Raw genomic sequence first — 13,839 nt, forward strand, 5'->3', positions numbered from 1 at the left:
CATCGCTGCCCTTCACATGCGTGCTGATGCGGAGCTAGGGAGTCACGGGGTTGAACGCGAAGCAGGAGTACCGACCGGCGTATCAATTGAGCCTGGTCGACCCCTCGGAGTTCTGGCGCACCGCGGCCGAATACATCAGCTGGGACGTACCGCCCGCCCAGATTGTCGACTCCACCGCCCGCCCCACGACGCGCTGGTTCCCGGACGCTCGCCTCAACACCTCCTACAACGCACTCGATCGGCATGTGCGCGAGATCACAGATCCGGACGGCACTTTCGGCGGTCAGGAGGGGGGTCGCGCCAATCAGCCCGCCCTAATATACGACTCCGCTATGACCGGCGCCAGGCGTGTTTATACATATGCCGAATTACTCGACGAAGTCGCCCGATTTGCCGGATCCATGCTGCGCCTGGGTGTTCGGACGGGCGATCGAGTCGTCATATATATGCCGATGATTCCCGAGTCGGTGATCGCGATGCTCGCCTGCGCCCGCATCGGTGCTGTCCACTCTGTCGTTTTCGGCGGTTTCGCGGCCCACGAATTGGCCGCCCGCATCGACGACGCCGAGCCTGTGCTGATCATCACAGCCTCCGGCGGCCTGGAGCCCGGCCGCCGCATCGAGTACCCGCCCATCGTGCTGCAGGCCCTGGACCTGGCCCGGACCACCGCGCCGCGGACCGTCCTGGTCAAACAGCGCGACGGGTTTCCCGCGATCCGCTTCCCCGCCGAGCAGGCCGCCACCGACAGCCTGCCCGCTTCGTCACAGACGGTGGCCGCGCGCTGGCTGGACTGGGACGCCGCGCTGCTCGGCGCCGAACCGGCCGAACCGGTTTCGCTGGCCGCGACCGATCCCCTCTATATCCTCTACACCTCCGGAACCACCGGTAAACCCAAGGGCGTGGTGCGCGACAACGGCGGGCACGCGGTGTCCATGGCCTGGTCGATGCGCAACATCTATGACGTCTCGGGCGGGCAGGTCATGCTCACGACCTCCGACATCGGCTGGGTCGTCGGGCACTCCTACATCGTCTACGCGCCGCTGCTGGTGGGTGCGACAACCGTCCTTTACGAGGGCAAGCCGATCGGCACCCCCGACGCCGGCACCTTCTGGCGGCTGGTTCAGGACTACGGGGTGGAGGTGATGTTCACCGCACCGACCGCGTTGCGCGCCATCCGCCGGGCCGATCCCGAGGCCGAGTTCGCGCACCGGCACGACATGTCCACCCTGCGCGCGCTCTTCTGCGCGGGCGAGCGCCTGGATCCGGCCACCTACGAATGGACCGCCGGGACCCTGCTGAGCGGGAATCCGGAGTGCCCGGTCGTCGACCACTGGTGGCAGACCGAGACCGGCTGGCCCGTGTGCGCGAATCCGCTGGGCCTGCAACAACTCCCGATCAAGGTCGGCTCGGCCTCCGTGCCGGTGCCCGGCTACCGGCTGCGCGTGCTGGACTCCGACGGCAACGCGGTAGCCCCCCATACAGAAGGAAACATCGTCATCGGGCTGCCGCTGCCGCCCGGCGCCCTGACCACCCTGTGGCGCGACGACGCCCGGTTCGAGCGCTCCTACCTGGCCGCCTATCCCGGGCACTATCTGACCGGCGACTCCGGGTACTTCGACGAGGACGGGTACCTCTACATCCTGGGCCGCAGCGACGACGTGATCAACATGGCCGGGCACCGGCTCTCGGCCGGCGGCATCGAGGCCGCGATCGCCGGGCATCCGCTGGTCGCCGAGACCGCGGTGGTCGGGGTGCCGGACGAGCTCAAGGGGCAGCGGCCCATCGGGTACGTGGTGCTCAAGGCCGGGGTCGACATCGACGCCGACCAGTTGCGCGCCGAGGTGATCGAGCGCGTCCGCGACCGGGTCGGGGCCATCGCCACCCTCTACGACGTGGTGCCGGTGACCGCGCTGCCCAAGACGCGCTCGGGCAAGATCCTGCGCCGCACCATGCGCCAGATCGCGGCGGGCGGTGAGTACGAGGTGCCGCCGACCATCGAGGACGCCGCCATGCTGCCCACCCTGGAACGGCAGATCCGCGACGCGGTCACCGTCATGGACGATCGGGAGCGGATCCGCGCGGCCGACGCGGCCACCATGCCGTTCAGCCGGATCGAGCCCGAGACGCCCACGGCGCCCGCCGCACCTGCCGAGGACCCGGCCGCCACGTCCTGACCCGGGCCGCCACGCCCGGCGCCACCCATAGGGTTTTCTCAGAAAGGGCTCACGCCCCTCTCGAGCGGGTGCCCTAGCGTCGTGCGGGCGCGGATCACCTGATCCGCGCGCAGCCTAGAAAGGTCGATGCATGAGTTTCGTCCGTAGTCGCCGGACCGGAGCGGTCCTGGGCGCCGGCGCCCTCGCCACCCTCGCCCTCGCACTCGTTCCCGCCACCGCCTCCGCCGGCCCCCTGGATATGGCCGCGCCCCTGCTGAATTCGACGTGCAGCTTCGCGCAGGTCGATGCCGCACTGCACGACAAGGCGCCCGCGCTGGCGTCGATGCTCGATCAGAACCCCGCGCAGAAGGCCGAACTCGAAGCCAAGTTCAACCAGCCGATCGAACAGCGGCAGGCCGAGTTCGACGCCTACGTCCGCGCCAACCCCGAGGCCGCCGCCCAGGCCGAGGCCAACCCGAACGCCTCCGGCATCGGCGCGACGATCCAACTCGTCGCCGACACCTGCCACAACTACTGAGGCAGAGACTGCGAGAATGGAACCCGTGGGCGAACGCGGCGAGGTACCTACTGTCTTGGTCGTCGATGACGATGAGGACGTGCTCGTTTCGGTCGAACGCGGGCTCCGGCTCTCCGGCTTCCGGGTGATCATCGCCCGGGACGGGGCGCAGGCGCTGCGCGCGGTCACCGACGATCCGCCCGACGCGGTGGTGCTGGACATGAACATGCCGGTGCTGGACGGCGCCGGCGTCGTGACGGCCCTGCGCGCAATGGGCAACGAGGTCCCGATCTGCGTGCTGTCCGCGCGCAGTTCGGTCGACGATCGAATTGCCGGCCTCGAATCCGGCGCCGACGATTATCTCGTAAAGCCTTTCGTACTCGCGGAATTGGTGGCGCGTATCAAGGCGCTGCTGCGCCGCCGCACCGATACCCCGGTCTCCACCATTCCCGGCGCTATCACCGTCGGGCCGCTCGAAGTCGATGTCGCGGGATATCGCGCACTGCTGCACGGCACGGAAATCGAGCTCACCAAAAGGGAATTCGAGTTGCTCTCCACATTGGCCCGCAGTGCCGGTGTGGTCTTGAGCCGAGAGCGACTGCTGGAATTGGTGTGGGGCTACGACTTCGCGGCCGACACCAATGTGGTGGACGTGTTCGTCGGATATCTGCGGCGCAAGCTGGAAGTGGACGGCACACCCCGGCTGCTGCACACCATTCGAGGCGTCGGATTCGTCTTGCGCACCCCGAAATGAGCCCGGCCCGGCGGCGTGCCCGGCGCACCTTCTCGCTGCGCGCACGCGTGGCGGCCGCGGCGGCGCTGGGCGCGACAATCATTGTGGCCGTGCTGAGTTGGTTCACCATGTACGCCATCGAGCGCAACAACATGACCCAGGCCGATCAGCAGCTCGCGCTCACCTCGCGGGTGGTGCTCATCGAGCCGGTGGTCGCGGTGACCGTGCTCGGGGTGCTCGGGCCCACCAACGACCTGGCGCTGACCGTGCGCAACGACGACGGTTCGATGGCCAGCACCTCGGTGCAGCTGCCGGCGCTGCCGGTCGGCAGCCATACCGTCACGGTCGGCGACAACACCTATCGCGTGCTCACCACCACCCTGAACCAGCCGCCGGGACGCATTGTCTCCCTCGGCATTCCGACCACCGAGACCGAGCGGGTCACCGCCACCCAGCGGCGCTGGGTGCTGTGGGCGGCCGGGCTGGCGGTGGCGGCGGCGGCCGGACTGGGCTGGCTCTTCGGCGGGCGGGCGGTGCGGCCCATCGAGAATCTCACCCGGCAGCTGAGCAGGCACGGCGAGCCCGGCGGGCCGCTGCCGGTCGACGGCGCGGGTGTGCGCGAATCCGAACAGCTCGCGGACGCGGTCAACCTCATGCTCGAACGCATAGACCGGGCCCAGGCCGAGACGGCCGCGGCGCTCGAGACCGCACGCGATTTCGCGGCGGTGTCCGCGCACGAGCTGCGCACCCCGCTCACCGCGATGCGCACCGATCTGGAGGTGCTGCGCACCCTGGACCTGGACGAGGCGCAGCGCATCGAGATCCTGACCGACCTGCACCGCGGCCAGAACCGGGTGGAATCCACCCTGGCCGCGCTCGAACGCCTGGCCGCCGGGGATCTCACCCACGAACGCGATCACGTGGACACCGACGTGGCCGAGCTCTGCGATGCCGCCGCGCACGACGCCATGCGGCATTTCCCGGAATTGAAGGTGCTCATCGACACCGACGCCGAATTGATCACCCGCGGCCTGCCCACCGGGCTCCGGCTGGCAGTGGACAACGCGCTGGCCAATTCCGCGCGGCACGGGCACGCCACGCTGGCGCTGCTGTCCGCGCATCGGGATCTGTTCGGGCACATCGTCATCACCGTGGACGACAATGGCCGCGGTATTCCGGAGCACGAGCGCGCGGCGGTCTTCGAACGCTTCGTGCGCGGCAGTCTGGCCAGCAAGGGCGGCTCGGGACTCGGCCTGGCGCTGGTGGCGCAGCAGGCGCAATTGCACGGCGGCCGTGCCTACTTCGACGAAGGCACCCTCGGCGGTGTACGCCTGGTGCTCGAATTGCCCGCGCCCGGAGCGGGATTGCCGCCGAACTTCACCGAACTCTCAGAAAAACGCCAGAGCTAGCGCCAATTCGGCCCTCTACGGTGTCAACCGTGTTCGGAAAACGCGCTCGCTGGATCTTGTTCGTCACGCTGCTGGCAACCGCGGTCACCGCGGGCGCGGTCGCCCTGCTGCGCGACGCGCCCGCCCCCACCGGGGTGGCTCTCGTCAACGGCGACACCGGTCCCATGGGGCAGCGCATCGCGATCGCCCTGCAGGACGGCGGGGTGCGGGAATGGGACGTGGTGCAGGAGGCGAGCACCGCGGACTACGCCGCCGTCATCACCCTGCCGCCCGACCTGTCCACCGCCATCACCTCGCTGGCCACCGACAAGCCGCAGCGGGCGCAGGTCACCGTGAGCACCCACGAGAACGCGGACGAGGCGCTGGTGACCGACGCCGTGCACGAGGTGACCCGGCGGATCAGCGCGACGGGGCTCGACACCGTGTTCGCGGCCATGAACGCCGCCCGCGGGTCGGTCACCCAGGTCGCGCTGACCACGCAGATGCTCGACATGGGCGTGCAGGCCGCCGCCGCGGGCGCCGAGCAGTTCAGCTCCGGCGCCGATGACATGCTCGGTTTCCTCGAGCAGGCCAAAGCCGGTGCGGGTCAGCTGACCTCGGCGATCGCGACGCTGAACGACACGGTATCGGCGGCCACCACGCAGGCGAATCAGCTTGCGGCGGCGCTGGATTCGACCGGGGTGACGGTCGGGCAGGTCTCCGGGGCGGCCGATCAGCTCAGCACCGGCATCGATACCGTGGTGCCGCTGCTGCAGGGGCTGCCCTTCGCGAGCGATCCCCGGCTGGCGAGCGTCATCACCCAGCTGCAGGGTCTGCAGACGGTGGCGGGGCAGGCGGGCGCGCAGCTCTCGGGCGTGGGCGAGCTGGTCGGGGCGACGGTGACCCCGGAGACGTCGCTGGGTCAGCTGCTGCGCGACGCGGCGACCCGGCTGGGTGAGGCCGGCGCGCAGTTGAATCAGGGCGGCTCGCTCGCGGCGAGCATTCCGCAACTCGCCGACGAGGGCAGTGCGCAGTTGCAGGGCGCGCTGCAGGCGCTCACGGCGGGGGTGACCCAGTTGCAGGCCGTCACCACTACCCTGGGCAAGCAGGCGAATCAGGCGCTGAGCGCGCTCCCCCAGCGCGGCGTCGCCCAGCAGTCGGTGATCGCCACCGCGCTGACCGATCCGGTCGACATCGTTCGAACCTAAGTTTCGCAAACAATCAGCAACATTCAGCGGTTCGCCGAGCTAAGATCATGTCCGAATTGTTCTAATCGATCCGTTTTCACAACTCGCTCCCGCCCTGCCCCGCGCCACGGCTCCACCCCAGCGCCCCCGGTACCGGAGAGGAAACGATCGTGAGCATGATGCTGGCCGCGCACGACATGTACAGCACGGTCCTGGCCCAAATCGGCAATCCCACGGCGGAAACCCCGCCCATGGCGGACAAGATGATGAAGATGTTCCGCTACTTCACCTGGTTCACCCAGATGTCCGGCATCGCCGCCATCACCTACGGCGGCGGTAAGTTCGCCTGGGAGAAGTGGGGCGGCGGCGCCGGCTCGCCGAAGATGGTCGCCAACGCCATGATCGGCGGCGCGACGGCCACCAGCGCCGGCACGATCATGAACACGATCGTCGGCTGAGGACGCCGGGGCCCCGCTCGAAACACGGCGCCCGCCTCGCGAACAGCGAGGCGGGCGCGATCGTGCGACGAGCTCGAGGTCAGCTCAGCACGTCCAGCAGGTCGATGACGAAGACCAGGGTCTTGCCCGACAGGTGGTGACCCGCGCCGGCCTTGCCGTAGGCCAGCTCCGGCGGGATGGTCAGCTGCCGGCGGCCGCCGACCTTCATGCCCGGAATGCCTTCCTGCCAGCCCTGGATCAGGCCGCGCAGCGGGAAGGTGATGGACTCGCCACGGTTCCAGGACGAATCGAACTCCTCGCCGCTGGCGAACTCGACGCCCACGTAGTGCACGTCGACCGTGGCACCGGGGGTGGCCTCGGCGCCCTCGCCCACGACCAGGTCCTTGATCACCAGCGTGGTGGGGGCGTCGCCCTCCTGGAATTCGATTTCGGGCTTGCTCATGGGTTGTCCTCTTCGATTAGGGGATCGGGATCGTTGATCACCTTATGCCTTGGCGCGCCGCCACCCCGTAATCAGGCACCGCGCGCGGGGCCGGGCGGGCACAGCGGCAATATGGACGATCGTGGCCGACGTGATCGATATCGAGGACCCCAGCGACCCGCGCGCCGACGACTTCCGCGATCTCGCCAACGCGGACCGGCGACCGGATCTGCCGGGCGGCCGCGGATTGGTCGTCGCCGAGGGCACCGTGGTCGTGGAACGCATGCTGGCGTCGCGGTTCACGCCGATCGCACTGCTCGGGGTCGCCCGCAAGCACGAGGTGCTGGCCGAGCCGCTGCGCGATCTCGACGTGCCGTACTACCGGGCGAGCGCGCAGGTGATGGCGGAGATCGTCGGATTCCATTTGAATCGGGGCGTGCTCGCAGTCGCCCGCCGCCCGCCCGCGCTCACCGCCGCCGAGGTGCTCGACGGCGCGCGCACGGTCGCCGTCCTGGAGGGCGTGAACGACCACGAGAACATCGGCTCGATCTTCCGCAACGCCGCCGGCCTCGGCGCGGACGCGGTGCTGTTCGGCGACCGGTGCTCGGATCCGCTGTACCGGCGCTCGGTGCGGGTGTCCATGGGCCATGTGCTGCGCATACCCTTCGCCCCGCTGCCGCCGTTGCCGCAGGGCCTGGATGTGTTGCGCGAGAGAGGTTTTCAGATCATCGCGCTCACGCCGGATCCCGCGGCGAGCAACCTGGCCACCGCCATGACCGGCGAGCGGGTGGCGCTGCTGCTCGGCGCCGAGGGCCCCGGCCTGACCGCGGAGACCATGGGCGCCAGCGATATTCGCGCGCGCATCCCCATGACCCCGGGCACCGATTCGCTCAATGTGGCGACCGCGGCCGCCATGGCCTTCTACGAGAGAGTGCGAACCCAGTGAGCTATCCCCCGGACGGACCCTACGGCTACGGCTACTCCGAACCCACCCCGTGGGCGATGGGCGTGCCGGTCAGCGTGCTGGTGGCGGCGCTGACCGCGGCGGGGGTGTATTCCTTCGGCACGGCCCTGGCCGAGATCCATCCGCTGCTGGCGGCACTGGTGAATCTGATCGCGGTCGGCGGCGTGGCCCCGACCGCCTGGCGCTGGCGGTTCCAGCCGGTGACGCGCTGGGTCATCGCGGGCCTGGCCACCGGCGTGCTGCTGGGCTGGATCGCCCTGCTGGCCTAGGCGATCCACCCGCCGCTCGGACGTTCGGCCCGTCCGCGCGGATGTTCGGCCCGCCGGGTACGGACGTTCGGCCCGCCGGGACGGTGATCGCCGTACCGGCGCACGCCATCCGGTGTGCCCCCGCCGGCGCCGGGCTAGGACACGTGGTGCCGATCGCGCCCGCCGCGCAGCCAGCCCAGCAGCCCGCGTCTGCCGTTGTGCTCCGCGATCGGCTCGGGTCCGGGATCGGCGGCGGGCGCCCGCCCCTTGGGGAAGAGCGAGAAGCCGCACACCTGGATCTGATCGGAGGTCAGCGGCTCCGCGGCACCCGCCTCGGTGGCGCCGGGACTCGCGAGCGGCCCGCGATAGCGGAAACCGAGCCAGAGCCCGTTGGCAGCGTCCGCGAAATCGGGTGGGTCGAAGGGCAGCAGCTGGGGATCCGGCAGCACGCCCGGCGCGAGCGCGATGGGGTGCTCCCCCGCCCAGTACGGCCGCTCCCAGACCATCGGCATGCCCTCGTCCTCCAGGATGTTGACGCGGCTGGCGCTGAACGAGCGTCGGAACTCCCCGCGCTCCCAGTACGCGAAAGCGCCCCAACCCAGGGAGAGGTCGTAGGAGACGAGATAGGTGTGCTCGGAGGCGAGCGGGCGGACCAGCAGTTCGGGCAGGGCCGTGGGCCGGGGCAGCGCGGCCTGCGCCGAGCACACGACGGTGACGCCGGGATAGCAGCCTATGTACGTCGATTCCGGATCCGGTCCGCCCCAGACCTTCATGGTGCCGGCTGCGGCGGGCACCACGTCGCGGTCGGGGTTGAGCTGTCTGGCCAGGGCCAGCGCCGCCTCGGGATCGGGCCCGGGGTGTGCGCGGAGCACGGCGGCGGGGTCGGGTGCATCGACGTACCAGAGCGAAGAGACTGTGGACGGCACTTACGGCACCTCCCGATTGTTGCGACCCAAGTTGGCAACTCTTGAGCAACACCCGGTGGCCGTTGTCGGCGTCGGCGTGGAGTCAACCCGGCAACCACCGCCACCACGTCAAAATCTACCCGCACCGGCGGCCGAATTGTCGCCGTTGCCCAACGTTGTTACCGGCGCGGCGAACTCGGCGGCCGACCGAACGAGAACGGCCGGGCGGCCGCCGCGGGCAGCGACCGCGGCGACCCGGCCGTGACCGGGTGTCCTTCGGTGTCGCGCGAACTCAGTGACCCGAGCTGCGCACGCCCAGCAGCACGTCCTCCCAGGACGGCATGGGCGCTTTGCCGCCACGCTTGGCGCGGTTCTGCTTGGGCGCGGCGGGTTTGGCCGCCGGCTTGTCCGCGCTCGCGGCCGGAGTCGAGGATGCCGCGGCGGCAGCCGGGGCAGGCGCGGGCTCGGCGGGCGGGGCCGCGGGCGCCGGAGCGGGGGCGGCCGGAGCGACGGGCTCGGGGGCCGGTTGTGCGGGCGCCTGGTGAGCGGGCGCGGTGTGCGTGGGCGCCGTATGCGCGGGCGCGGTGTGCACCGGAGCCGAATGCGCCGGTGCGGCGGGCGGATTCGGGGTCGCCGGGGCGGTGGGGGCGATCGGCGCGGGCGCCGGGGCGGCCGCCGTCACCGCGGGCACGGTGCCGTCGCCGACGGCTGCGCGCTGCTCGTAGTAGCCGTCCAGATCCTGCTGGCCGGCCGCCCGGGCCGACGCGGGCTCGTACTCGGCCCTTTCCTCGCGCGGGGCGGGGGCGGACACGGTCTCGACCACGGCGGACGCGGTCTGGTCCGGCAGGATGGTGGCCAGGCCGCGCAGGGCGCGGCCGAAGTCGGGGTCGATCAGGTCGGCGGCCGGATCATCGAGCGGCACCACCGAGCCGCCGTGCGCGTCGGGCTGGTAGCGCCAGTGCGCGGCGATGACCGAACGTCCGGCCTGCCACTGCAATTGGGCGACCCAGTAGCCCTTCTCGTCCTTCCAGGCATCCCACTCGGCGACCTCGATATTGTGGCCGCGCTCGGCGAACGCCGCGGAGACGATCTCGATCAGGGTTTCGATGGCCGGGCCGTCGTTGCGGACGGGATGGGCCTTCTGCGCCAGTTCGGCGGCACGGGCGCGTTCGAGCAGTACGGGGTACGCGAAACGCTCGACTCTGCTCGCGGGCATGCCGGACTCTTCGGTGACCTGCTCCACCGAGGCACCGGCACGGATTCGAGCCTGGATATCGCGTGGGCGCATCGTGGCTTCCGTTTCGATCTCGATTTGTCCGAACCGGGCAAGATCTCCGCGGGCAGCGGCGCGCAGTTTGTCGTCGGCGGCGAGGCGGTACTTCTGACCGCTCTCGGTATCGATGCACACGATGTGTGTGGAATCGGGCGTCAATCCGATTACTCGAAGTTCACGCACCGTTACCTCCTTGTCACTGCATCTAGCACAGTGCTGCTTCTATAAACAGCTGACAGGCTCGCGACACCGCCCACGTTCTGGAACAGTAGTGCACTTCTGTGATTCGTGGGGCAAGACACGCGGCGCGAAAATCTGTCGCCAGACTCTCGCGCCGCATATGGTGTCTCTTTCGGCACCCTCCGCTCGGAGCGGCGGGGCACCGAATCACGGGTATCAGCCGATGTTTTCGACGACCCAATCGATGCTGCGGGTCAGCTGCGACACGTCCTCGGGGTCGATGGCCGGGAACATGCCGACGCGCAGCTGGTTACGGCCCAGCTTACGGTACGGCTCGGTGTCGACGATTCCGTTGGCGCGCAGCACCTTCGCAACCTGTGCGGCATCGACCGACTCGGCGAAGTCGATGGTGCCGACAACCTGCGAGCGGTGATCGGGGTTGGCGACGAACGGGGTCGCGTATTCGCTGGTCTCGGCCCACGAGTACAGCCGCGAGGAGGAATCGGCGGTGCGCTTCACGGCCCAGTCCAGGCCGCCGTTGCCGTTCATCCACTCGATCTGGTTGGCGAACAGCAACAGCGTCGCGAGCGCCGGGGTGTTGTAGGTCTGGTCCTTGGTGCTGTTGTCGATCGCGATGGGCAGCGACAGGAATTCGGGGGTGAAGCGACCCGAGTTCTTGATCTCTTCCACGCGCGCCAGCGCGGCCGGGCTCATGAGCGCGATCCACAGGCCGCCGTCCGAGGCGAAGCACTTCTGCGGCGCGAAGTAGTACACGTCGGAATCGGCGATGTTCACCGGCAGACCGCCCGCGCCGGAGGTGGCGTCGATGGCGATGAGCGCGTTCTCCGAGCCCGCGGGACGCGACACCGGGATGGCGACACCGGTCGAGGTCTCGTTGTGCGCCCAGCCGATGAGGTCGACCGAGGGATCGGAGGTCGGCTCGGGCGCGCTGCCCGGCTCGGCCTTGACCACGATCGGGTCGCCGATGAAGGGGTTGGCCTTGGCGACCGAGGCGAACTTCGAGGAGAACTCGCCGTTGGTCAGGTGCAGCGACTTCTCGCGGATCAGGCCGAAGGCGGCGGCGTCCCAGAACGCGGTGGTGCCGCCGTTGCCGAGCACGACCTCGTAACCGTCGGGCAGGGCGAACAATTCGCGCAGGCCGGAACGCACCCGGGCCACCACGTCCTTGACCGGCTTCTGCCGGTGCGAGGTACCGAACACCGAGGCGCCGGTATCCACCAGGGACTGCAGCTGTTCGGGACGCACCTTGGAGGGTCCGCAGCCGAACCGTCCGTCGGCGGGCTTGAGATCGTCGGGGATGGTCGGGAACGCAGAGGTCATGGCGACAAGACTAAAGCCTGCCGGTGCCGGGTGAATCGAGTGGGTGGGCCCCGCGGAGGGATCGGCGGCCGCCCCCGGGCAACCGGCGAGTATCGCTGTGGTGCGAGCCACACAGCCGTTACGGTTCACTGCCATGAACACGGCCGAGCACGGGAGATCAGGAGCCACCGCCGCCGAGTCCGACGCGCTCGCGAATTCGGCTGGGCCACAAGGTTATAGCCTTACGGCATCATCGAGCGGACAGCGCCGGGGCGGATTTCTGACGCGGCTGTCCACCCAATTCGGCTCCCGCGGTCTCGCCCGGCGCGGGCCCGATCTCGACGAGGCCGCGCGCCGGGAACTGCTACTGCACGGCAGCGAGGGCATCGCGACCGTGTTGAGCGTGCGAGCACCCGGCCCCGACTCCCCCGGCGCGGGCGATCGGCACGAGATCCGGGTCCGGGTGCGCCTGTCCGGCCGCCATCCCTACGAGACCCGGGTCCGCCAGCGGATGACCGCCGCCGATCTGGAGTGGACCCAGCCCGGGGACACGGTCGCGTGCCGCGTCGACCCCGGCGACCCGCACCGGGTGGTGGTCTACGTGCCCGCGCCCGGCGAGTCCGCCCGCGCCAACATCGCCAAGATCCTGAGCGACGGCCGCCGGGCACGGGCGACCGTGCTGACCGCGAGCCCGGTCGCGGCCGACTACTCGGGGCGCGAGGATCCGGTGCTGCGCCTGGATCTGGAACTACGGGCGTGGGACGAGCCCGGTCCGTGGCGGGTACGGCTCACCACGCCGGTGCCGCTGGCCGCACTGGAGCTGATCGACCTGGGCGGGCGGCTGGAGGTCGCCTTCTTCACCGTGGACCGCGGCGAATCGGTAGCGGTGGACTGGGCCGTCTCACGGGCGCTCCCGCGCTGAGCGGCCCGCCCGGCGGGAACGACTGTGCGCGAGCGCTATCCGCATCGGCGCTCGGCCGCACGGCCGGGCACGGACCGGCGCCCTTTCGGCTACGGCAGGTGGGTGAACTGGAAACCCTTGTCGCGCAGCGCGGGCAGGGCACCGAATAGCCCGGCGGCCGTCCCCGAGCGCGGGCGGTGCATATGGGCCAGGGCGATGCCGCCGGGTTTGGCGGCCAGTAGGCCGGCCTGCACCTGGGCGGCGGTGGCGGTGGCGCCGTAGTCCGCGTTGATCGTGTAGCCGATCGGGGTCTCCCCCAGGTCCTGCACGATCGAGACGCCCAGATCGTCGTAGTGCGCGGTGCCGGGCCGGAAGAAGCGCGGGGCGCGGCCGGAGACGGCGGTCAGGCGCTCGTGGTTGAGCCACACCTCGTCCACGGCCTCCTGTACGGAGGCGGTGCCCTTGATCTCGTAGGCGGCGCGGCCGTTCACCGAGAGCGGCTTGTGCGCGACGCCGTGATTGGCCAGCTCGAACAGCGGGTTGCCCGCCAGCTGCTCGGCGCGCGCCGGGTTGGCGTCGATCCAGCGCTTGTTCAGGAACAGCGTGGCCGGAATCCGCTGCGCGATGAGCAGACTCAGCAGATTCTCGTCGATGTCGTTGTTGCCCGGGCCGCCGCAGGCGTCCAGGGTCAGCGCGAACTGTTTGCCCTGCGCCGCGAAGGAGGTGCGGACCCCGGACAGGTCCGCGCCCCATTGGCTCGGCTTGTGCCCGGCGTACTTGGCCACGACCGCGGCGGTGCCGCCGTCGGTCAGGGTGACCGGCAGACTCGCGGGCACCAGCCGCGGATCGGCGGGGTTGGGTTCGGATTCGAGAATGTGGTCGGACGAATTACCGTTCGCCACACCGCAGCCGGCGGTCACGAGTCCGGCAGCCAGGGCCGCGCCCGCGGCCAGGAAACCGCGACGCGGCAATCGGTGGTCCAGCACCGATGCAGGTTATGCGAATACAAACCCGGTGGCCAGCGCCGGAATCAGCGTTTTTCCAGATGTCGCTCACCGGCAACCGATTCGCCACCGTGCTGCGCGAATGCGGTTCCGGGGCGCGCGAATGCGGTTCCGGGGCGGCTTTTCTCACATCCGACCAGCCCCGGCGCGCAGGCGGGGCCGTCGTATACCAGACTGTGACCGGTTG

General features: G+C 70.0%; 14 protein-coding genes. 9 read left to right on the forward strand and 5 right to left on the reverse strand.

The genetic code is table 11. The features are described 5' to 3' along the window. Positions 1-50: 50 nt before the first annotated feature. From ACFVBH_RS30115 to ACFVBH_RS30140, 6 genes are all read left to right on the forward strand, one after another. Complete coding sequence (locus tag ACFVBH_RS30115; RefSeq protein ID WP_379006748.1) at positions 51-2,174, forward strand: AMP-binding protein; 2,124 nt, start codon at positions 51-53, stop codon at positions 2,172-2,174. A 130-nt stretch (positions 2,175-2,304) separates the two neighbouring features. Further along, on the forward strand, positions 2,305-2,691 hold the full coding sequence (locus tag ACFVBH_RS30120) for a hemophore-related protein (protein WP_354984456.1): 387 nt from the start codon (positions 2,305-2,307) through the stop codon (positions 2,689-2,691). Between the two features lie 16 nt (positions 2,692-2,707). Beyond that, a complete protein-coding gene (locus ACFVBH_RS30125; RefSeq protein WP_354984455.1) occupies positions 2,708-3,424 on the forward strand; it encodes a response regulator transcription factor in 717 nt (238 codons plus the stop codon). Further along, positions 3,421-4,812 carry a HAMP domain-containing sensor histidine kinase gene (locus tag ACFVBH_RS30130; RefSeq protein WP_354984454.1) on the forward strand — a complete coding sequence of 464 codons (1,392 nt, stop codon included), beginning with the start codon at positions 3,421-3,423 and terminating at the stop codon, positions 4,810-4,812. The genes ACFVBH_RS30125 and ACFVBH_RS30130 overlap by 4 nt, the downstream gene beginning before the upstream one ends. Before the next feature lie 29 nt (positions 4,813-4,841). After that, positions 4,842-5,999, forward strand: a complete 1,158-nt coding sequence (locus ACFVBH_RS30135) for a hypothetical protein (protein ID WP_379006754.1) — start codon at positions 4,842-4,844, stop codon at positions 5,997-5,999. Between the two features lie 155 nt (positions 6,000-6,154). Then, positions 6,155-6,436 carry a hypothetical protein gene (locus ACFVBH_RS30140; RefSeq protein ID WP_354984543.1) on the forward strand — a complete coding sequence of 94 codons (282 nt, stop codon included), beginning with the start codon at positions 6,155-6,157 and terminating at the stop codon, positions 6,434-6,436. Between the two features lie 79 nt (positions 6,437-6,515). On the opposite strand, the gene ACFVBH_RS30145 is transcribed toward ACFVBH_RS30140, so the two are convergent. Beyond that, positions 6,516-6,878, reverse strand: a complete 363-nt coding sequence (locus tag ACFVBH_RS30145; RefSeq protein ID WP_354984452.1) for an FKBP-type peptidyl-prolyl cis-trans isomerase — start codon at positions 6,876-6,878, stop codon at positions 6,516-6,518. A gap of 121 nt (positions 6,879-6,999) precedes the next feature. Here ACFVBH_RS30145 and ACFVBH_RS30150 point away from each other — a divergent pair, with 121 nt between their 5' ends. Both ACFVBH_RS30150 and ACFVBH_RS30155 read left to right on the forward strand, forming a co-directional pair. Beyond that, positions 7,000-7,803: a TrmH family RNA methyltransferase gene (locus ACFVBH_RS30150; protein WP_379006758.1), complete on the forward strand. Its 804-nt coding sequence runs from the start codon at positions 7,000-7,002 to the stop codon at positions 7,801-7,803. Next, a complete protein-coding gene (locus tag ACFVBH_RS30155; protein ID WP_379006760.1) occupies positions 7,800-8,090 on the forward strand; it encodes a DUF2537 domain-containing protein in 291 nt (96 codons plus the stop codon). The genes ACFVBH_RS30150 and ACFVBH_RS30155 overlap by 4 nt, the downstream gene beginning before the upstream one ends. A gap of 134 nt (positions 8,091-8,224) precedes the next feature. Here ACFVBH_RS30155 and ACFVBH_RS30160 read toward each other — a convergent pair whose 3' ends face one another. From ACFVBH_RS30160 to serC, 3 genes are all read right to left on the reverse strand, one after another. Then, positions 8,225-8,995 (reverse strand): DUF6928 family protein, encoded by a 771-nt coding sequence (locus tag ACFVBH_RS30160; RefSeq protein WP_354984450.1) that lies wholly within the window; start codon positions 8,993-8,995, stop codon positions 8,225-8,227. 271 nt (positions 8,996-9,266) lie between these two features. Then, on the reverse strand, positions 9,267-10,430 hold the full coding sequence (sepH, locus tag ACFVBH_RS30165) for a septation protein SepH (protein ID WP_354984449.1): 1,164 nt from the start codon (positions 10,428-10,430) through the stop codon (positions 9,267-9,269). Between the two features lie 213 nt (positions 10,431-10,643). Next, a complete protein-coding gene (gene serC / locus ACFVBH_RS30170; RefSeq protein ID WP_354984448.1) occupies positions 10,644-11,768 on the reverse strand; it encodes a phosphoserine transaminase in 1,125 nt (374 codons plus the stop codon). 133 nt (positions 11,769-11,901) lie between these two features. Here serC and ACFVBH_RS30175 point away from each other — a divergent pair, with 133 nt between their 5' ends. After that, positions 11,902-12,669: a hypothetical protein gene (locus tag ACFVBH_RS30175; protein WP_379006766.1), complete on the forward strand. Its 768-nt coding sequence runs from the start codon at positions 11,902-11,904 to the stop codon at positions 12,667-12,669. Positions 12,670-12,758: 89 nt separating this feature from the next. Here ACFVBH_RS30175 and ACFVBH_RS30180 read toward each other — a convergent pair whose 3' ends face one another. Then, positions 12,759-13,634, reverse strand: coding sequence for a polysaccharide deacetylase family protein (locus ACFVBH_RS30180; protein ID WP_354984446.1), 876 nt, complete (start codon positions 13,632-13,634; stop codon positions 12,759-12,761). Positions 13,635-13,839 lie beyond the last annotated feature (205 nt).

Source organism: Nocardia sp. NPDC057668 (assembly GCF_042799795.1).
Classification (GTDB): domain Bacteria; phylum Actinomycetota; class Actinomycetes; order Mycobacteriales; family Mycobacteriaceae; genus Nocardia.

Bases quoted from the DNA above. Each gene is read 5' to 3' on its own strand.
- ACFVBH_RS30175 (WP_379006766.1), top strand. From the start codon at position 11,902: ATGAACACGGCCGAGCACGGGAGATCAGGAGCCACCGCCGCCGAGTCC.
- serC (WP_354984448.1), bottom strand. From the start codon at position 11,768: ATGACCTCTGCGTTCCCGACCATCCCCGACGATCTCAAGCCCGCCGAC.
- ACFVBH_RS30145 (WP_354984452.1), bottom strand. From the start codon at position 6,878: ATGAGCAAGCCCGAAATCGAATTCCAGGAGGGCGACGCCCCCACCACG.
- ACFVBH_RS30125 (WP_354984455.1), top strand. From the start codon at position 2,708: ATGGAACCCGTGGGCGAACGCGGCGAGGTACCTACTGTCTTGGTCGTC.
- ACFVBH_RS30120 (WP_354984456.1), top strand. From the start codon at position 2,305: ATGAGTTTCGTCCGTAGTCGCCGGACCGGAGCGGTCCTGGGCGCCGGC.
- ACFVBH_RS30130 (WP_354984454.1), top strand. From the start codon at position 3,421: ATGAGCCCGGCCCGGCGGCGTGCCCGGCGCACCTTCTCGCTGCGCGCA.
- ACFVBH_RS30140 (WP_354984543.1), top strand. From the start codon at position 6,155: ATGATGCTGGCCGCGCACGACATGTACAGCACGGTCCTGGCCCAAATC.